This is a genomic window from Myroides sp. LJL116, assembly GCF_054871685.1.
Genome location: NZ_JBTXLR010000001.1, coordinates 257234 through 278092, shown reverse-complemented (window position 1 = coordinate 278092; position 20859 = coordinate 257234). Strand labels below are relative to the sequence as shown.

The 20859-nt window shown below is 33.3% G+C and carries 15 protein-coding genes; 8 read left to right on the top strand and 7 right to left on the bottom strand.

Annotated features, from left to right (window positions below; translation table 11 throughout):
- The first annotated feature begins 54 nt into the window (after nt 1-54).
- Nucleotides 55-5589, top strand: coding sequence for an alpha-2-macroglobulin family protein (locus tag ACYSNM_RS01300; protein WP_461755304.1), 5535 nt, complete (start codon nt 55-57; stop codon nt 5587-5589).
- 48 nt (nt 5590-5637) lie between these two features.
- Entirely contained in the window at nt 5638-8001 is a 2364-nt protein-coding gene (gene pbpC, locus ACYSNM_RS01295) for a penicillin-binding protein 1C (protein ID WP_461755303.1), read from the top strand.
- A 36-nt stretch (nt 8002-8037) separates the two neighbouring features.
- Here the strand turns inward: pbpC and ACYSNM_RS01290 are convergent, their stop codons facing one another.
- Together ACYSNM_RS01290 and ACYSNM_RS01285 are read right to left on the bottom strand one after the other, a co-directional pair.
- Nucleotides 8038-9594, bottom strand: coding sequence for an Rne/Rng family ribonuclease (locus tag ACYSNM_RS01290; RefSeq protein ID WP_461755302.1), 1557 nt, complete (start codon nt 9592-9594; stop codon nt 8038-8040).
- Nucleotides 9595-9883: 289 nt separating this feature from the next.
- Nucleotides 9884-10180, bottom strand: coding sequence for an HU family DNA-binding protein (locus ACYSNM_RS01285; protein ID WP_155034606.1), 297 nt, complete (start codon nt 10178-10180; stop codon nt 9884-9886).
- A gap of 138 nt (nt 10181-10318) precedes the next feature.
- Between ACYSNM_RS01285 and mutY the strand changes: the two genes are divergently transcribed.
- Genes mutY through gldD form a run of 3 tightly spaced genes read left to right on the top strand, consistent with a single transcriptional unit; the run spans nt 10319 to nt 12396 of the window.
- Nucleotides 10319-11356, top strand: coding sequence for an A/G-specific adenine glycosylase (mutY, locus tag ACYSNM_RS01280; RefSeq protein ID WP_461755301.1), 1038 nt, complete (start codon nt 10319-10321; stop codon nt 11354-11356).
- Between the two features lie 12 nt (nt 11357-11368).
- On the top strand, nt 11369-11812 hold the full coding sequence (locus ACYSNM_RS01275; RefSeq protein WP_461752914.1) for a single-stranded DNA-binding protein: 444 nt from the start codon (nt 11369-11371) through the stop codon (nt 11810-11812).
- Between the two features lie 17 nt (nt 11813-11829).
- Nucleotides 11830-12396: a gliding motility lipoprotein GldD gene (gene gldD, locus ACYSNM_RS01270; RefSeq protein WP_461755300.1), complete on the top strand. Its 567-nt coding sequence runs from the start codon at nt 11830-11832 to the stop codon at nt 12394-12396.
- 59 nt (nt 12397-12455) lie between these two features.
- Here the strand turns inward: gldD and ACYSNM_RS01265 are convergent, their stop codons facing one another.
- From ACYSNM_RS01265 to ACYSNM_RS01255, 3 genes are all read right to left on the bottom strand, one after another.
- Complete coding sequence (locus ACYSNM_RS01265) at nt 12456-12851, bottom strand: heavy-metal-associated domain-containing protein (protein WP_461755299.1); 396 nt, start codon at nt 12849-12851, stop codon at nt 12456-12458.
- A gap of 105 nt (nt 12852-12956) precedes the next feature.
- Nucleotides 12957-15008, bottom strand: a complete 2052-nt coding sequence (locus ACYSNM_RS01260) for a M16 family metallopeptidase (RefSeq protein ID WP_461755298.1) — start codon at nt 15006-15008, stop codon at nt 12957-12959.
- 21 nt (nt 15009-15029) lie between these two features.
- The gene (locus ACYSNM_RS01255; RefSeq protein ID WP_461755297.1) at nt 15030-16349 is read right to left on the bottom strand and encodes a M16 family metallopeptidase; all 1320 of its coding nucleotides are present in this window, start codon (nt 16347-16349) and stop codon (nt 15030-15032) included.
- A 380-nt stretch (nt 16350-16729) separates the two neighbouring features.
- On the opposite strand from ACYSNM_RS01255, the gene rplU reads away from it, so the two are divergent.
- The 3 genes from rplU to ACYSNM_RS01240 all read left to right on the top strand — a co-directional run bounded on the left by rplU (nt 16730) and on the right by ACYSNM_RS01240 (nt 18395).
- Entirely contained in the window at nt 16730-17044 is a 315-nt protein-coding gene (rplU, locus tag ACYSNM_RS01250) for a 50S ribosomal protein L21 (protein WP_461752909.1), read from the top strand.
- Nucleotides 17045-17098: 54 nt separating this feature from the next.
- The gene (rpmA, locus tag ACYSNM_RS01245; protein WP_317631911.1) at nt 17099-17359 is read left to right on the top strand and encodes a 50S ribosomal protein L27; all 261 of its coding nucleotides are present in this window, start codon (nt 17099-17101) and stop codon (nt 17357-17359) included.
- A 187-nt stretch (nt 17360-17546) separates the two neighbouring features.
- Nucleotides 17547-18395 carry a hypothetical protein gene (locus tag ACYSNM_RS01240; RefSeq protein WP_461755296.1) on the top strand — a complete coding sequence of 283 codons (849 nt, stop codon included), beginning with the start codon at nt 17547-17549 and terminating at the stop codon, nt 18393-18395.
- A gap of 67 nt (nt 18396-18462) precedes the next feature.
- Here the strand turns inward: ACYSNM_RS01240 and dgt are convergent, their stop codons facing one another.
- Both dgt and ACYSNM_RS01230 read right to left on the bottom strand, forming a co-directional pair.
- Complete coding sequence (gene dgt / locus ACYSNM_RS01235) at nt 18463-19806, bottom strand: dGTP triphosphohydrolase (protein ID WP_461755295.1); 1344 nt, start codon at nt 19804-19806, stop codon at nt 18463-18465.
- A 16-nt stretch (nt 19807-19822) separates the two neighbouring features.
- Nucleotides 19823-20536, bottom strand: coding sequence for an AAA family ATPase (locus tag ACYSNM_RS01230; protein WP_461755294.1), 714 nt, complete (start codon nt 20534-20536; stop codon nt 19823-19825).
- Nucleotides 20537-20859: the final 323 nt, after the last annotated feature.

Here is a 20859-nt window from a genome sequence, read left to right as displayed (position 1 = left end):
TTAATAGTAACTTAGCTATACTTTGATTTTGTGAAAAATGAAAAAATAGCTATTATGAAAGCAAATCCTCTTTTATTCTTGACTTTGTGCATTACATTACTTTTTAGTGCATGTTCTAAAGATGTTCCTAGTGATTTTAAGGTTTCTAACCCTACTAACTTCCAGGAGTACATTCGTTCTTTTACTACAGGAATTATTTCTGTAGCTGACCCAATTCAAGTAGTGTTAAACCAGCCCTTAGAAGACAAAAATAAATCGGAAACCCTACCTTTGAAAATGTGGCAAATAACCCCGCAGGTACAAGGAGAACTGATTTATCAGGACAATGGAGTAATACAATTTCGTCCAAAAGAGCTTTTGAAGCAGGATCAAACCTACTATATTAGTGTAGATTTAGGTCAAATTATAGACACAAAGGAATCTACACCATTGGTTTTTAATTTCATAGTTACTACAAAATCTCAAAATATGCATCTTGAAGTAATAGATTTCCAATCCATTACTCCAAGTAATTATGCAATAAATGCTAAATTGTTTTTTTCTGATGTTATTGCAAAAGATCAAGTAGACAAATTGATCTCAGCTATGCAAGGCAAGGATAAAAAGCAAATTCTAATCTTAGATAACTCCAAAGAATTAGCTAAAGAGTATAATATAATCATACAAGATGTTCTAAGACAAAACCAGTCATCTACATTAGAAATCCAGCTCTTTAATAAAGCTATAGGCTCTTCCCAAGACATAAGCCGAAATGTGGATATTCCTGCTTTAGGAGAGTTTAGAGTCTTAGATAATCCAAGATTAGATGATGATAATCAAAGTATATTTTTAAACTTTTCAGACCCTATTGCAAGTAACCAAGATCTTCAAGGTCTAATTTCTATCGAACCTAACCAAGGAGATTTACGTTATACTATCTCTGCAAATGTGGTAAAAATATCCAGTTCTACTTCCTTTAACCAAGATTTAGCAATACAACTTTACCCAGGTATTACCAATACATATGGAGATAAACTATTAGAAAAAACCAAACTAATGGTAAACTACAAAGTTGCTTCTCCAGAAATAAAACTACTGCAAAGTGGGACTATTTTACCTTCCTCTTCTAATTTAAAAATAAACTTTCAAGCTACTACATTAAGTGCTGTGGATATAGAGGTCTACAGAATTTATCAAAATAATATATTGCAGTTTTTACAAGACAACTCTTTGGATGGAAGCTATAACTTGATGCAAGTTGCTCAGCCTATTGCAAAGCAAAAATTAGAACTAACAAATCCTTCGGCTAAAGCACTTTTGCAATGGAATGCTTACGCAGTGGATTTATCTGCATTGATAAGCCCTGAACCCGGAGCCATTTACCATGTGAAATTCTCCATGCAAGAGCAGTATTCTTTATATCCTTGTGATCAACCAAAATCAGAGCAACAAAGTCAAGATACCAATAATGATTATTATACTAAAAACTCCCAAGGCGTTTTTTCACCTGACTTTGATTCCTATGACTATTATAGCTACAGATACTATGATTGGTCACAAAGCGAGAATCCTTGTGATCCCGCTTATTATTACTATGCCAACAGCCCTACTACAAATGTACTTGCATCAGATATAGGAGCAATTGTAAAGAGAGGAAACAACGATACTTTCTTAGTGGTAGCAACTTCTTTACTAACTGCAGAACCACTAAAGGCTGCACTTGTAGAATTTTATGATTACCAACAACAGTTAATTACTAGTGCTAAAACAGACCTTAACGGTATGTTAGAAGTAAAGATAGAAGATAAGGTTCCCTATTTCATTGTCGTAAAAGATAATAATTCTAGTACCTATGTAAAAGTGGATAATGCCAACGCCTTATCTGTAAGTAATTATGATGTAGACGGTAGTGTTTTACAACATGGAATTCAAGGGTATATTTATAGTCAAAGGGGAGTATTCAGACCTGGAAATACTATTCCTATTGGATTTATATTAAACGACCAGGCCAATCCTCTACCAAATAATCATCCAATTAGTATAACCCTAAGTGACCCACTAGGTAGAGTAATCGAACAACAAACTAAAAAGAAAAACCAAAACAATCAATATTCCTTCCTGCTAAAAACAGAGCAGCAGTCAATTACTGGAAACTACCAAGTAGTAATTAATGTAGGTGGTGTAAAATTCTATAAGTCCATCAGTGTAGAAACCATAAAGCCTAATCGATTAAAAATAATTAACAATCAGGAAAACACCACTTTTAACGCAAATTCAAAACAGGTAATAGACTTTCAAGTAAACTGGTTACAAGGTAGTATTGGTTCAAATCTAAAGGCGGTGGTAGATCTTAAATATTATTATGGGGATACAAGTTTTAAAAACTATGCCGATTACATATTCACCAATACCCTAAGCAAGCCTGCAACTACACCTCAAAATGTTTTTCAAGGCACAACAGATCAAAATGGAAGATTCCAATTTGTATTAGATAGTAATCTAGCGCCAAAAAATGCAGGAAAACTAAAAGCAATATTAACTACCAAAGTATTTGAAAACGCTGGTGATATGTCTATCGATGTCTCTTCCATAGAGGTTTCACCTTTTAGTAGTTACGTAGGTATCAAACTTCCTAAAGCAGATAAGTATGGCAGTTACCAAACACAAAAACCATTGGATTTTTCCTTTATTATTTTAGATCAAGACCAAAAGCCAAAACAAGGCGCGTTAACTGTATATCTTTATAAAAAAACAAATAACTGGTGGTGGAGTCAAAATACACAAGGAATTTCAAGCTTCAGTAATTCAAGTGACTTTATCTTAGTAAGCGAGCAATACTTAACTACCGATTCAAAAGGTATGGCTTCCTTTACTTGGCAAGTGGATTCACAAGACTGGGGTTCTTATGAAATAGTGGCAATAGACAGTATTAGCGGACATATCGCTTCAAGTAGCCTATATGTACAATATCCATCTTGGTGGAATTTTGATGAACAAAACCAGCAAAAAGAAGCCACTGCTCTTAAAGTAGTAACCAATAAAAAAACCTATGTAACAAAAGAAAAGGCTACAGTGAGCTTTACTTCTACTCAAGGATCTAAAGCCTTAATATCTATAGAAAATGGAACCCAAGTTCTTCAGAGCTTTTGGGTAGACACCAAGGACAATGAAACCAGCATTGATTTTGAAATCACACCAAAGATGGCTCCTAATGTATATGTCCATGTCACATTAATACAGCCTCATGCCTTTACTTTAAATAACTCCCCTATTCGTCTTTATGGAATTGTACCAATTGAGGTTTACGACCCTAAGACAAAATTAGAACCGGTTATTCAGATGCCTAAAGAAATTGAGAGTGAACAAAGCTTTACGGTCAAAGTCAGTGAAAACAATAAACAAGCTATGACCTATACTATAGCTATAGTAGAGGAAGGCCTATTAGACCTAACTTCTTTTAAAACTCCAAACCCTTGGAATACTTTCTATAGTAAAACTTCATTAGGAGTTCGTACTTGGGATATTTTCGACCAGGTAATTGGAGCATATGGAGGAAATATTAATCAAATTTTCAGTATAGGTGGTGATGAAGATTTAGCTATTGGTTCGGTAAAAAAAGCCAACCGATTTGCCCCTGTGGTTATTTGGGAGGGTCCCTTTACTTTAGAGGCAGGTAAAACTGCTTCCCATACTTTTAAACTACCTAAGTATATTGGATCAGTTAAGACCATGATTGTAGCTTCTAATGCAAAACAAGATGCATATGGTTCTGGTGAGCAAACTACCCTAGTAAGAAGTCCTTTAATGATTTTAGGGACTTTACCTAGACGCGCCCTAACAACAGAGCAAATCACTTTACCTGTTACTATTTTTACCCAAAATCCCAATGAAAAAGTACAAGTAGAAGTAAAAACGGATAAGCGATTTGAATTAATTGGTCCAAGTACCAAAACAGTAGAAATGGGAGATTCAACAGAGAAGGTAGTTTACTTTGATTTAAAAGTAAAAGATATTCTTGGGGTAGCTTCTATTGCCATTTTGGCTAAAACCAATAAACACAAAGCTTCTTATGATATTGAGCTTGATGTCTTAAATCCCAATCCACTTACTACAATAAATCAAGATATTGTATTATCACCAGGAGAGAAAGTACAAACAACTTGGGAAACCTTTGGTATTCTAAACTCCAATAAAGCATGGTTAGAACTATCTAATTTCCCTTCAATTAATTTAAACTCACGATTAGATTACCTTATTAGCTATCCCCATGGATGTAGCGAGCAAATTACCTCTGGTGCATTTGCACAATTATATTTGGATGATTTAATCCCATTACAACAAAAACAAAAAACACAAATACAAAATAATGTAACCAATGCAATTTCCCGACTTAGCCAAAGACAAATGGTTAGTGGTGGATTTAAGTATTGGGATAGCTCAACTAGTGCACAATTATGGACTACAACCTATGTTGGACATTTCTTACTAGAGGCCGAGAAAAAAGGTTATGCATTAGGTTTAAATACTAAGGCAAACTGGATTGCATTTGAAAAGAACCAAAGCAGAAATTGGATTTATGAACCTAGCATACAAAATGATTTTGAACAGGCTTATAGACTCTATGCTCTTGCCTTGGCAAAACAACCCGACTTAGCAGCTATGAATCGCTTAAGAGAAAATACTAAAATAACTGCCCAAAGTCGCTTAAGACTTGCGGCTGCATATGCCCTTTTAGCCCAAGATAAAGTAGCAATGGAACTTCTAGTTAATTTACCTATCGCAAGTGATAAACAAGATGCTTATTCCTACGGTTCAGATACAAGAAATAAAGCAATGGCATTACAAACCTACATTGCCCTTGAGCCAAAGAGTAATAAAACAAGTCAGCTTGCAATACAAATTGCCAAAGAACTAGGAAGTAATACCTGGATGAGTACACAAACGACTGCTTTTGCATTAAATGCAATAGCTAATTATTTTACAACTCATCCAAAAAGCACAACTATCAAAGCAGAGTACTCCTTTAACAATAAAGTAAACCAAGTAGAATCTAATGATAATATCTACAATACTATTTTAGATCCCTTATCTGACAACAATACTTTAGAAATACAAAATAAATCGCAAGGTGATTTATACATAAATTTATCTAAGCAAGGAGTTTTAGCATTAGGAAAAGAGTTGGAAGAGCAAAAGAACTTATCGATTAATATTGTATATAAAGACCAAAATAATCAGGTAATTCCGGTACAAAACCTGAAACAATCCACTCAATTTACAGCGGAATTAACGATTAAAAACACTAGTTTTTCAAAAGTAAACAATCTTGCCCTTACTAATATCATACCCTCAGGTTGGGAAATTGTCAACTTTAGATATGCCTTACCAGAGCAAAGTAATACGACATCAAACTCTACTCATGTCGACATACAAGATGATAGAGTTAATTTCTATTTTGATTTGAATGCTCAAAGTAGCCAGAGCTTTACAATCGAATTAATTGCCTCCTATTTAGGTCATTATTATCTACCTGGTGTATATATCAATGCGATGTATGCCCCTAATTATTACGCAAGAACAAAAGGAAACTGGATTAATGTAATACCATAAAACACAGGCGTTTTATTTGAAAAAAGCAATCCTGTACCACTAGATGTAATGAAGTACTTTTTTAAAATAGTATGGAGTAGCCCAAAGAAAAAAGCCTTTTTTATTATTGGAATTATCCTTGGGTTACTTTATGCTTTTTGTTTACCGAACCAATTATTTAACCAACCCTATTCTAGCGTTATCCTTAGTAAGGACGGCCATTTATTAGGAGCTAAAATTGCTAATGATGGTCAGTGGCGATTCGCGCCAACTCAAAACACTCCTTATAAATTCGAGACAGCGCTAAGACTATATGAAGACCAATATTTTTATTTGCATTGGGGTATTAATCCATTGGCAATAAGTAAAGCTTTTATAAAAAATTTACAAGCTAAACAAAATCGCTTTGGAGCCAGCACTCTTACCCAACAAACCATACGTCTACACCATGGCAATCAAAAACGAACTTATTGGCAAAAGATAAAAGAAACCATACAAGCAACAAGGCTAGAGTTTACCTATTCCAAAAAAGAGATACTTAATTTATATTCTTCCCATGCCCCCTTTGGAGGTAATGTGGTTGGGCTAGATATGGCTGCATGGCGATATTATGGTATTACCCCTGACCAACTGTCTTGGTCGCAAGCAGCAACACTTGCTGTGCTACCAAACGCTCCTTCTTTAATAAATCCAGGAAAAAACCGCCAACTTCTTTTGAAAAAGAGAAATATATTACTTGAAAAGCTACTCAAGAATAAAATAATTGACTCCATAACTTATGTATTAGCTATAGAGGAAAATTTAGTTGAAAAGCCACATAACTTACCTAATACATCACCACATCTTTTAGAACTAATACATAAAAAACAACCTCAACAAACCATTACTACTACAATAGATTATCCCTTACAAATGAGGGCTAATGAAATCGTAGCCAAATATTACAAAGAGTATAAAGAATCCCAAATACACAATATTTCCGTTTTAATAACGGATATAAAAACAAACGCCATCCTAGCCTATGTTGGAAATTCTCCTACAGATAAAGAGCACCAAAAAGATGTAGATAATATTTTATCACTTCGATCAACAGGAAGTACCTTAAAACCTTTTTTAAGTATGGCCCAACTTGATCAAGGTGAAATATTACCTCATACCTTAGTAAAAGATATTCCAATAGTTATTTCAGGTTATAAGCCGCTTAACTTTTCAAGCTCTTATAATGGTGCGGTACCGCATTCCCAGGCTTTGTCCCGCTCTCTTAATATTCCCTTTGTACTAATGCTACAAGATTTCGGTGTAGCCCGTTTCTACCATTATTTACAAAATCTTGGCTTCACAAGTATAAATAAGCATCCTAATCATTATGGGTTATCCCTTATTTTAGGTGGTGCAGAATCTAGCTTATGGCAAATTACAAGGGCGTATACTAACTTAGCCTACACTTTAAATTATTATAATGAGTCTAAAGGAAGTTATCCTATCAACTCCCTAGATGATTTAGTTTGGCAAAAAGATAAAGCAATAAAAAACAGTGTACCTTCAAAAGAACCAGCTGTCTTTGGAGCAGGCCCAATTTACCAGACTTTTACAGCTTTAACCAAAGTAAACAGACCTGAAGATCAGTTAGGTTGGCAGTATTTTAATTCCGCAAAGAAAATAGCTTGGAAGACAGGAACAAGCTTTGGTGCAAGAGATGCATGGGCAGTAGGTATAGATAAAAACTATGTTATTAGTGTATGGGTAGGAAATTCCACTGGAGAAGGTAGACCATCTCTAAGTGGGGTGCGACTAGCTGGTCCAATATTATTTGATTTATTTAATCTAATGCCGAAAAATCAATGGTTTGAGACACCATTTGATGACTTAGAACAAGTACAAGTTTGTACCCTTAGCGGATATATTGCATCTGAACTTTGTGATTCAACCACCCAACTAATTCCCATTAGAGCCAAAAAAACTGGGCTTTGCCCCTATCATCAATTAGTACACCTAGAGGAATCTATGCGTTATCAAGTCAATACTACTTGCCAGGATATACAACATATCGTGAGTACACCTTGGTTTGTGCTACCCCCTACAATGGCATACTACTATAGACAACAAAATAATCACTATAAAGAACTCCCTCCTTGGAGAGAAGATTGTATAGGAGATAATCAAAAAAACACTGTTGACTTTATCTACCCTAAACATAATGACATATTACACTTAACAAGGGGTTTTAGCACCCAAGTACAACCTTTTACTGCCTCAGCAGCAACAAGTAAAACAACAGATACCCTCTATTGGTATCTTGATCAGAAATATTTAGGCAATAGTGTTTTAAAACACAACAAAAATATTTTAGCTGACCCAGGTAAGTATACCCTTAGGATTGTCAACCAAAACGGAGATAGTAAAGCGATTAATATCCAAATAGGGAATCCATAAAAAAAACCGCTTACTACTATAGTAAACGGTTTTCTATTATTCTGAAAATTCATTTCCTTTATCATTAAAGAAATGGTACTCTAGGTACGTGTAAGCGTCACGAGGAACAATTTTTATCCACTTTTTGAACTCCAAAAACCACTTATGTTGGGTAGATGGAAATCCTTGTTTTAAATACGCGGCTACGAACGGATGCGCATTTAAGATAATCTTTGCAGATTTATCTTTTGTGATAATACTTTCAAGGTCGGCCTTTATTTTGTCAATTACAAGAATAGGAGCTTCAATTTCACCATGTTCGTTTGGATCTTCTTCTCTTGTTTCAATATTAACCTCAGGACGAACCCTTTGCCTTGTAATTTGAATTAATCCAAACTTACTAGGTGGCAAGATTTTGTGTTTTGCTTTGTCATCACTCATCTCTTCTTTCAAAAAGTCATAAAGTGTTTTTCTATTCTCTGGATTACCCATATCAATAAAGTCCACAACAATAATTCCCCCCATATCCCTTAAACGCAATTGCCTTGCTATTTCACCAGCTGCAATTAAGTTAACTTCTAAAGCGGTGTCTTCTTGACTTTGAGCCTTGTTAGACCTGTTTCCACTATTCACATCAATAACATGAAGTGCCTCGGTATGCTCAATGATTAAGTAAGCTCCTTTACTCATTGAAACCGTTTTTCCAAAAGACGTCTTAATTTGACGTTCAATATTGTACTTTTCGAAAATTGGTACTTCTTTGGATTGGTAATGCTTTACAATAGAAACTTTTGAAGGAGCAATTTCTTGCAAATAGTCCTTCGTTTGATAGAACATATCTTCATCATCAGTAATAATACCAGTGAACGTATCATTAAAAACATCTCTTAGTATAGAAGAGGCTTTATTAACTTCTCCTAATACTTTGGAAGGATGATGAGCAGTTGCTAATTTTTTACACATTGCATTCCATTTAGACATTAAGTTATCTAGATCTCTTTCGATATCACTAACTTTCATGCCCTCTGCAACGGTACGTACAATTACACCAAAACCTTTAGGTTTGATGGACTGTACTAATTTTTTTAAACGATCCTTTTCCTCTTTTGACTCAATTTTCTGAGAGATAGATACTCTATTTGAGAAAGGAACTAAAACAACATAACGTCCAGCAATAGATAATTCTGAACTTATTCTAGGCCCTTTAGTTGAAATAGGTTCTTTTACAATTTGAACTAATAAAGATTGATTGGCACTTAGAACATCTGTTACTACACCATCTTTATCTATTTCTTCTTCAAAAGCGAAATTTTTTAAAGAATAGTCCTTTAATTTTCCTCCGCTTACAAGTTTACTGAATTTCAATAAAGTCTTTAAGTTTGGACCTAAATCGTGATAATGCAAAAACGCATCCTTCTCGAATCCTACATGCACAAATGCTGCATTTAGACCAGCGACAGGTTTTCTAATTTTAGCGATAAAAATATCCCCAACTTGAAATCCCGCTTCTTGGTTGTCCTCTCTTTCTTTATGAAGTTCAATTAGTTTTCCATCTTTTAATAAGGCAAAATCTACTGTTTCAGAACTCGATCTAATAATTAGCTCTTTATTCACACTGTACATTTTTATCCATACTCATTCATTATCAAAGCACTTAACTCCTTGAAAAACAAGATTGTATAGATGGATTAAACATTAATCAAAACAGGTATATAACCTGAAAGACTTATCCCTAAAGATAAGTCTTTTAGTTTTCCTCTTAAAAGAAAAAAGTAGTTTAAAACTACTTCTTCTTCTTGTGACGGTTAGCTCTAGCTCTTTTTTTACGTTTGTGCGTCGCTACCTTATGTCTTTTTCTTTTTTTACCACTTGGCATAATGTGTGTAATTTAGAGATTAATAAATTATTTTACTTTTACTTCTGTGTTTGACTTAACGCCTTCTACAAACACCTTAGCAGGTTTGAAAGCTGGGATATTATGAGCTGGAATTCTAATAGTCGTATTTTTAGAAATGTTTCTTCCAGTTTTTTCAGCTCTAGTTTTGATGATAAAACTTCCAAAACCTCTTAAATAAACATTTTCTCCAGATTCTAATGAGGCTTTTACTTCATCCATAAAAGATTCAACTGTCGCCTGTACGTCACCTTTCTCAAGCCCTAATTTCTCCGAAATTTTTGCTACAATGTCTGCTTTCGTCATTTTTAGATATAAATTATTTTGTTGTTGTCGAAATTTTTAGAGTGTGCAAATATATTAATTTATAATCCAATAATTCAACCTTAATCGATTAAAATTTAAATATATAAAGTTTTAAGTTTGCAATCTATACTTTTTACTATGATATTTTCTAACAAACTCACTGCTTGGTATTTACAAAACAAACGTAGTTTACCATGGCGTGAAACAAACAATCCATATGCCATTTGGCTATCAGAAATAATCCTTCAACAGACAAAAGTTGCCCAAGGATTACCGTATTATTTGTCTTTTTTAGAAACTTTTCCAACCGTTTTTGATCTAGCTAATGCTGAAGAGGACCAAGTTCTAAGATTATGGCAAGGACTTGGATATTATAGTAGAGCACGTAACTTACATGCTTCTGCAAAAATTATAGCCTATGATTATAAGGGAGTATTCCCCAATAATTACAAAGACCTTTTAGCTTTAAAAGGAGTAGGGCCTTATACCGCAGCCGCTATCGCTTCGATTGCATTTAATGAAAATGTGGCTGTTTTGGACGGCAATGTTTATAGAGTTTTATCCCGAGTTTTTGGCATCACTACAGATATCTCTAGTAGTGCTGCAAAAAAGGAATTTCAAGATCTAGCACAAAGCTTATTACCTAAAGAACAACCTGCAATCTTCAACCAAGCAATAATGGATTTTGGCGCGATGCAATGTACTCCTAAACTTCCGTTATGTCAAAGTTGCGTTTTTAATACTACCTGTGTAGCTTTACAAACTAATATGGTAAGTATATTACCTGTCAAACTTAAGAAAACTAAAGTTAGAAATAGGTATATTGACTATATTATTTTTCAAGATGAGCAAAAAAATACACTGATAGAGCAAAGAACAAAAAAAGATATTTGGCAAAAACTCTATCAATTTCCGTGTATAGATCGTTTTGAAGATACACCCATCGATATTAAACAGGTGTTAAAGAGTGATTTTCCAACTGTAGAAGCCTGTCAAATCACCTTAATGAATACAACTCCTATAACCCATATTTTATCTCATCAAAAATTACAAGTGAATTTTTGGATTGTTCAAACAAAGGAGCCTCTTAAAGAATCAACCCCATGGAAAGAATTAAATAATTTTGGTTTTCCTATAGTAATTCATAACTTTATTGGCACTCTTAGTGAAGAATAAATTCCCAATATTATGCATAGTAATTTAAACAAAATCATGTTGATTGGTCAACTAGGGGACCAAGTTAAAATACATTACTTCGAAGATGGTAACTGTATAGCTCGCTTTCCTCTTGCAACTAATGAATCCTATATTTCTAAATCTACTCAACAAAGAGTTACCACTACCCAATGGCATAATATAGTTGTAAAAAACAAACAGGCCGAACTGTGTGAGAAGTATTTAACTACCGGAGATAGAATCTATGTGGAAGGAAAGGTTAAAACTACTCAATGGACTAATGAACAAGGGGTACAACAAATGATTTATGAAGTGATTGTCAAAGAGATTAAATTCTTACGTGTAAAACAACAAGACAATACAGAATCTACACCTACCTTTCAACAAATAAACCAGCAAAATATTGACAATTTTAAGGTTCCTCCTATTGAAAACAATGATACCCTACCCTTTTAAAAAAAGACACTTTTATAATGTATAAAACCATCCTATTACCATTACTTAGTATTTTACTACTTAGCCTAAGCTCATGTAAAAAAGAAGTACTACCAAAGCCTCAGGCTTATTTAGCCTTAGATTACCCCAAGGCAACCTATCATGGTTTTAAAGATAGTATTAATGGATTTAGTTTTCAAAAAAATGATTTAGCTCTAATTAAAAAACCATATCCTAATTCATTAGAGGTTCATTATCCACAAATGAAGGCTACAATATTTCTAAATTATAAGCCTGTAAACAATAATTTAGATTTTCTCTTAAAAGATGCTCAAAAACTAACCTACGAACATTTTATTAAGGCAGATCAAATCATAGAGCATCCCTTTGAAATTCCAGAAAACAACCTCTCTGGAATATTATATCAAATTGAAGGAAATGCCGCAACTAATGTACAGTTCTATGCAACAGATAGTCAGAAAAACTTTTTAGTTGCCTCTTTGTACTTTTATGCCAAACCAAACTTCGACTCCATTTATCCTGCAAAGGAATACTTACATAATGACATGGTAAATATCCTAGAATCTTTACAATGGAATAACTAAAATAAAAAAGGTCAAAATATAATATATTTTGACCTTTCTTATTTCATACCTTTTTATTACTAATTCGTGTAACTTACCGTCTGCATATCGCTTACTTGGTATAATCCATTGGCAATTTTCTCAACTGTTTGAGTTAAAACCTCTGGAGTTTGTTGATTCTGTTGATACACTACAGTAGCTGTTTTAGTATCAAAATCAACAGTAGCTTGTGTAACTCCTGGTAAATCAGATAGTTTTTTCTGTATAAAACTAGCACAACCAACTTCACATGTCATTCCTTCTACATGAAAAGTAGCTTGTTGTAACTCAGCCACTTGGTTTTCATTAGATTTAGGAGCAACTTCTTGTATTTGTTCCACTTGTTCATTTTGGTCAGAAGCAGTAGAACCTTGCTGACAACTAGTTGTTATAAAACTAGCAAAAGCAACTAGAGCAAAAAATTTGATTACTTTCATATCTCAATATATTAATTCTTAATTGGGGGTATAAAGATACGAATTAAAAAAAGCAACTAACAAAAAGTTAGCTGCTTTTTTAAAAACCAAATAAATGTATATCAACTAGTTAAAGTCTTCTAAAGAAACATTTTGATTCACTTTAATATCTTTTGTTTTAATTTGAATTTCAATACCCATATTTATGGTTTGAGTCATCGGGAACCAAATTCCTTGTGTTTGCTTGTAATCACTTAATTCTACCGAACTTACTACATTAGGATCCTGTTCACTTGTAGAGTCGATACCATATTTTAAACCTGATTCCAAATCATAATAATGTACACTATTTCCAACTTTTAGACCTACACATTTTTTTGAATCCACCATTTTAAGTTGACCTAAAGTAACATCAGGATTATCTATCCAATTTAACTCAACGAAAGGATATGCTTCTTTTTGAGCCTTTAAAAGTTGCTCTGGAGTTAATTCTGTTTTCACTCCTTGATTAAATGTATATCCACTTTGTGGGGTAATTACCACTTTAGAAAGTAGAGTACCTCCCATACTTTGTGTAACTAAACTATACCCTGGAGTCATTATTTTAGAATCAAATTCAATTTCCATTCCTTGTACACTAGCACTGGCTTGTGTAAATACACTCTTTACTTCTTTTAATTTATTTACACCTCCAATGGCATTAAGGTATTTATTAACCACACTATTTACAGTTGTTCCAACTGGCGCTGATACATCCACAGAAGGTTTTTCAGTTGGATCTGCTTGTGTATTATAATAGTTAATCGGAATCTGTAAAGATTCTAACCCTTGTAATACCTCACTTGCTTTACCAACAATAATAATTCGCATATTCTCACTTAAAAAATATTTCTGTGCTGCCTTTTGAATATCTTGGGCAGTGACACTTTGGATATTTTTAATATAGTTTTCATAAAAATCATTTGGTAAATTATACAAGGCGCTAAACAAAGCATATCTAGCTATAGTGGCTGGCTTTTGAATTTCCATTACAAAGTTACCTATGTATTTGCTTTTAGCCATGGCTAATTCTTCTTCACTTACAAGAGTATTTCTCATTAGGTCAATTTCCTTCATAAATTCTGTAACAGCACTATCTGTTACTACATTACGAACAGAGGCAGTTGCTAAGAACATTCCTGGATAATTACGAGTAGGGCTTAAAGAAGAATAAGCTCCATAGGTCCATCCATGAGCTTCTCTTAGATTCAGAAACAATCTACCCTCTCCACCACCTCCAAGTACTTGGTTGGCTAGCAAAGCAGCAAAGTAATCTTTATCATTCATCTTTAATTCTACTTGGTTAACTAAAGCTATTTCACTCTGAACCGCATTAGACATGTCTACGAAATCAATTTGTGGAGCCTTTACATTTTTAGCTAAGTTATAGGTAGGAAAAGTAGTACTTTCTTTATTCCATTTACCAAAGTGTTTGCGAATTAAAGCTTCGGTTTGTTTTACATCAATATCTCCTACTACTACTAAATAAGCTTTATTTGGAATAAAGTACTTTTTGTAATAATCCTGTACATCTACTAATTGAATATTAGATAAGGTCTTTTCTGTCTCAAACTCCCCCACTGGAGTATCCTTACCATATAAAAGGGCTTGATTCACTCTATTTGAAATAGCAGAAACACTTTTATCCATACTTTTTACTCCCTCAATTTCTTGAGCTTTTACCTTATCAAACTCTAATTGAGTAAAAACTGGCTCTAAAGTTCCTTGGCTTAATAAGGATATGATCTGCTCATTGTATTTAGATAGTCCAGAAGCAGAACCACCTGTTGAGCTAAATCGCATAGACACACCTAAAAAGTCAATTTCTTCATTGTACTTCTCTTTGTCCATTGTTTTAGTATTACCTCCTAACATAGCAGATAATAGATTCGAAACTCCTGTCTTATCTCCTTGGTAAACTAATGGATTATCAATAGTTAAACTATAAGACACTCGAGGTAATTTATCATTTTGCACTAACATTACCGTTAAACCATTAGCCATCACAAAAGTTTTTGGTTTGGTAATGTGTACCGTTGGAGCTGGCCCTGGATTGGGTTGCTTACGATCTTGTCCTTGCATGCTACTTGGGGCTATAACTAAAAAAGCAGCTGCAATAAATAAATATATTTTTTTCATCTGATTATTCTTTACAAAATTTTAATTATTAGCTTCTTTCACAGGAACATAGTCCAAAATTAAACGTTGATTCTTGTTCAAGTATTTTTTTGCAACTTCACGAATTTCTTCCTTTGTGATACTTCTATATATATCAATATTAGAATTAATTAAATTCACATCTCCATATAATAAATAGTAAGAAGCTAAGTTTTCCGCTAAACCTTCTAGAGAAGCATTCTCATTTACATAGCGATTTTCGATCACGTTTTGTAATTTTTGAAAATCTTTATCGGATATTAAATTAGTTTGTAAAAAGTCAATCTCTTGATCTATTTCGTTCACTATTTGTTCAGAGGTATATCCTTGCATTGGGATGGCATAAATAAAATACATACCATAATCTTCTTGACTTATATCGAAAGAAGCTATTTCTAAAGCCATTTTCTTTTGATCAATTACCTTTTTATATAATCTCGAACTTTTTCCCTGAGATAATAAAACAGATATCATATCTAGCACTCTTGCATCTCTATCCTTCATAGATGGTGTACGGTAAGCTTGTAATACCATTGGAAGCTGAACATTTGGATCTTCAAAAACAGCATTTATCTGCTGAGTGATTGGCGTTTCTACAAAAGAGGCTCTTTGAATTGGCTCTGCTTTTTGAATACTTCCGAAATACTGCTGTATCCATTTTTTAGCTTGTTTCTCATCAAAATCACCTGCAACAACTAAAACGGCATTATTAGGGATATAGAATTTTTTATTAAAAGCTAAAAATTCCTCAAGTGTAGCTGCATCTAAATGCTCCATAGATCCAATTGGAGCCCAACGATAAGGGTGATTAGTAAAAAGGTTCTTTTTAACCTCGGTAAAAATCTGTCCATACGGCTGATTATCTACGCGAAGCCTCTTTTCTTCCTTTACAACTTCATTTTGAGTATCTACTCCAATTTGATTAATTACAGGGTGCATTAAACGTTCACTCTCCATCCAAAGAGCAAGCTCTAAATTATTGGAAGGGAATATCTCATAATAATAGGTTCTATCATCGGAAGTATTAGCATTATTTTTCCCTCCATTACTAGTTACAATCTTAAACCAGTCTCCCCTTGGGATATTTTGAGTTCCTTCAAAAAGTAAATGTTCAAAAAAATGCGCGAAACCAGTTCTATCTGGTTGTTCGTCTTTGGCTCCTACATGATACATCACAGAAGTCACTACTACAGGTGCAGTTTTATCTTCGTGTAAAATCACATGTAATCCATTGTCCAGGGTATACTCCTGAAAGTCGACCTTTTGTGCGTAACCTCCTAAAGTACATAGAAAGGTACCCACGACAAAAAATATTCTTTTCATTAAGCGATAGATTAAATTAAGTTAGTTAATGGTAATATAAGACGCAAACAATACTACTTTGTTACAGTTAATAGATTGATAATTAAAACTTAAGAGTTAAAATAAGTATAAAAACCAAGTGTAATTGTTCTAAAGTCCTTTAAACACAGTTATTTTCAACAAAATAAATTATTAATATTTTTAAAACATTTACCTCAATTAATAAAACTTTGCTAAAACTACAAAGAATCCAATCCCATTTCAAGCCCACTTAAAGACCAATAGTCTCAGTAGTAACATTTTATACCTGTAAAAAACAATTTTTTACTCACGAATATTCTTTTGTATATAAAAAAATAAGTTTATATTTGCACCCTTATTAAACATTTAATTATATTGTTATGTACGCAATCGTAGAGATAGCAGGGCAACAATTCAAAGTTAGCAAAGACCAAAAGGTTTATGTTCACCGTTTAGCTTCAGAAGAAGGAACAACTGTTACTTTTGACAAAGTTCTTTTAATTGAAGAAAACGATAACATCACTTTAGGCGCCCCAGCTATAGAAGGTGCTTCTGTAGAAGCTAAAGTTTTACAACACCTTAAAGGTGACAAAGTAATCGTTTTCAAGAAAAAAAGAAGAAAAGGTTACAAAAAGAAAAATGGTCACAGACAATCTTTAACTCAAATTGTTATTGAGGGAATCAATGCAAAATAGTTAAATAACAAAAACAGCGAAAGCTGAGTATTAACAATCTAAATTTAAAACGTCATGGCACATAAAAAAGGTGTAGGTAGTTCTAAGAACGGTAGAGAATCAGAATCGAAACGTTTAGGCGTTAAGATTTACGGTGGACAAGCTGCTATTGCAGGTAACATCATCGTAAGACAAAGAGGTTCTAAGCACAATCCTGGTGAAAACGTTTACATGGGAAAAGATCATACTTTACATGCAAAAGTTGACGGAGTTGTTAAATTCCAAAAGAAAAAAGACAACAAGTCTTACGTTTCTATTTTACCATTTGAAGCTTAAGAATTCACTATTTGTCCTCTAAGACAAATGACAAAATAAGAGAAGGCACCTATATAAATATAGGTGCCTTTTTTTATTTACTCCCTGGTTAAAAGCCAGATGTAAATTATTTAGAATTATTTTAAATTATTGTTGCGTATTTTATTTTCTTTATTTAGTTTTGGTCTAAATTAAAACTATATACAAAATGAAATCAATCAAACTATTTTTTTGCCTATTCCTTTTAGCGGCAATCACAACAAGTTGCAATAGCGACGATAATGGTAATATCTATACGGATACCAAAGATCAAAAAGAATTATCCCCTCGCTTAGACTTTGAAGGAGAGTTCAACTTTATCCACGCTGGAAATCCTATTCCTTTTACTTTCACACCAAGTACAATTAGCATTGATATGGGCGATATGACAGGAAGTGGTCAAAAGGATGAGCTATACACTATTGTTTCCATTTATGAAAACACAGTAACAAAGGTACAGAAGGTGATTACTCAAAACCCAGAAGACAAAACATTTAAAGCCTTTTTTATTGCAAACAAAACAGAAAATGGCTTCTTATTTAATATGGATGCTACTTATCATTTTGATCAAGTAGATAGAGCAATTAAAAGTAAATACCCTGACCCTACTGTAAATATTGAAGTAAACCACGGCAAACAAATTTTTGGATGGTTACCGCTTGTAAAAGCAGAACAATCTAATAATAAGATAGAGTTACCTGTAGAAGGAAAATACCTATTCTCTGCCCAAGGTTTTACTTACTACTATGAATTTGACAACCAAAAAGTAAACTTCAATGGTAGTTATTCCATGGAGATCTTAGCGTATAACAACAAGACAAATAAAATTCTTTTAAAGGGTATTGAACCAAGTGTACAAAACTCTTACTATGTTATTCAACTAAAAAACATAGAGCAAAATAGTGTTGAGATAGCAAGAAAAACTTTTGCAAATGAAAACGCGCAACAATTAGCTGAAACAGAATTTGCAAGTCAAGAACCTTTAGAAAGTAACTTCACAAAATACGATAAACAATAATATAATAGCTATAAACAAAAAACGCCCTTTAACTAAAAAAGGGCGTTTTTTTATGTTTACTTACAACTTAATCTTGTTTCTTTAAAGTATGATATAGCTCTAAAGCTTTACCATCGGTCAACATGGATACAAAATGACATATATCCATCATTCTCTCATATGGACAGTCTATAATGCCCTGGTAACGCTCAGGAAGCAATTGTAGAACTAATCCATCATAATGAGTATCTTGGTGATAATACTTATTATGTACTGAACCTAAAAAGCTTTCTAAAAGAGTATGTATTACTCTATAACCAACAATCTCCTTTTGAACTACCTCTTTACTTTGGTAAACATTTGCAATGCTCACAGATAAAATATCTTTCATCTGTGCGATATAAGCACATTTATCAGTTAAAGAAAAGTCAAACTCTCCACGTAATATTTTCTCTTCATTTTCTACAAAAACCCTAGTTACATCTTGGATTAAACTTCCAATAGCTAAGGCACGAAGATAACTAACTCTATCTTGGGTATTGCGCAACTTAGAATAAGTCTGTGGATTAATACTATTTTGAACAATCTTAATCAAAAATTCTAAAGCATGTTCCTCAGGGATCCATCCTAAATTAATTCCATCTTCAAAATCTATAATAGTATAGCAAATATCATCTGCAGCCTCTACTAAATAAGCTAAAGGATGACGATAAAATCCAATCTCATTTCGATCTTGTTTCATTGTCAAACCAAGTTCTGTAGCTACATCTATAAAAGCTTCCTTATCTGCTTGGAAAAAACCATATTTCTTATCGGAAATACCTTTACTTGGTTTAATAGGTAAACACTCTTTAGGGTATTTCATAAAAGCACCTAAAGTAGCATAGGAAATACGCAATCCTCCCTCAACTCCAGGTCTTGATTTTGTAAGTATACTAAAACCATTGGCATTACCTTCAAAGTTAGTAAAGTCAGCCCATTGTTTTTCATTCACCAGTTCTTGGTACTTCTGTCCTTTTCCCTTGCTAAAAAAATCAGATATAGCTTTTTCACCTGAATGACCAAATGGTGGATTTCCAATATCATGAGCCAAAGCCGCCGCCGCTACAATAGCACCAAAATCATTGATAGTATACCCATATTGTTCGGATAAATTAGGGTACTTTTTCAGAATCTTTTCTCCTACATTACGTCCCAATGAACGTCCAACTACAGAAACTTCTAGTGAATGCGTTAATCGAGTGTGTACAAAATCCGTTTTCGACAATGGAATTACTTGGGTCTTATCTTGTAAACTGCGAAAGGCAGAAGAGAAAATAATTCTATCGTAATCTACTTCGAAACCTATTCTTGTTTCTTGCTCGTCTAAGCGATTTCTAAAAAATGTATCTCCATGCTTTTTTAAAGACAAAAGCTTTTCCCATTTCATCATAGTGTAGTATATTAATTTACTTAGCTGGACTCTCCAAGGCTATTGCATTTTGTATGATATTATTTTTGACCGTTTTAAAAATGTGATTCTTAGCCTCGGCATAGGAAATATCATAAATTCTATCCAATTTTCGAAATTCCTCTGGATAAGCCTCTAGCATAGTATGGTAGTACTGATCTAAAGCTTGTTTACTTGGATTACTATATTCCAGCAAAATTTCAAACCTTCTTATCAAAGCAGTATCTATCATATGTATTTGATTGGTAGCAGCCATTAAAATAGATTTACCTGGAAAGTTATCTATTAACTGCAAAATAGCATTCACTACCCTTTTCATCTCACTATTATCCTTATTATCATAATCTCTAATCTGTCCCAAAGTATCGAATTCATCAAAAAATAAAATAGCACTTTCGTATTGAATTTCTTTAAATAAACTTTCGATATTCTTAGCTGTTTCTCCCAATCTAGAAGACACAATAGAAGATAAATTAACAATGATTAGTTTCTTATTAAGGTATTTAGCTATTGCTTTTGCTGTCATGGTTTTACCACAACCACTTTTACCATGTAAAAGAAGCTTATTACTAACTGGTAAGGAATATTTAGTCAATATTTCCCTGTACTTATATTCTTTCAAAAACTCTTGAATCTGCTTTTCAACTGCTTCATTAAACATCACTTGATCCAAAGTCACATCACTTCTATCTATATAATATAAAGAACTCATAATTTGATATTAATTTTTCAAAGATGTAGCAAATATACCGTTTAAACACTTATTTCCTTTGTTCTTTGATCATTTATTAGCCCTATCCAAGCGATAAAACCGAGCCTTAATAACCCAGAGTATCGAAATACAACAAAGTTCAATTTAAGCTAGCTTTGAGCCATCTTAATTCAAAAGTTATGCATTGATAAGACTAACTGATTCTACGGCTTTAAACCCTACTTATAAAAGCTTAAGTCAAGCAAGTAGGCTACATCTAACCTTAATGTATTAGTAACTTACAGAAATGGTGCTTTACTCCTGTATAATTTCTACTAAAATAA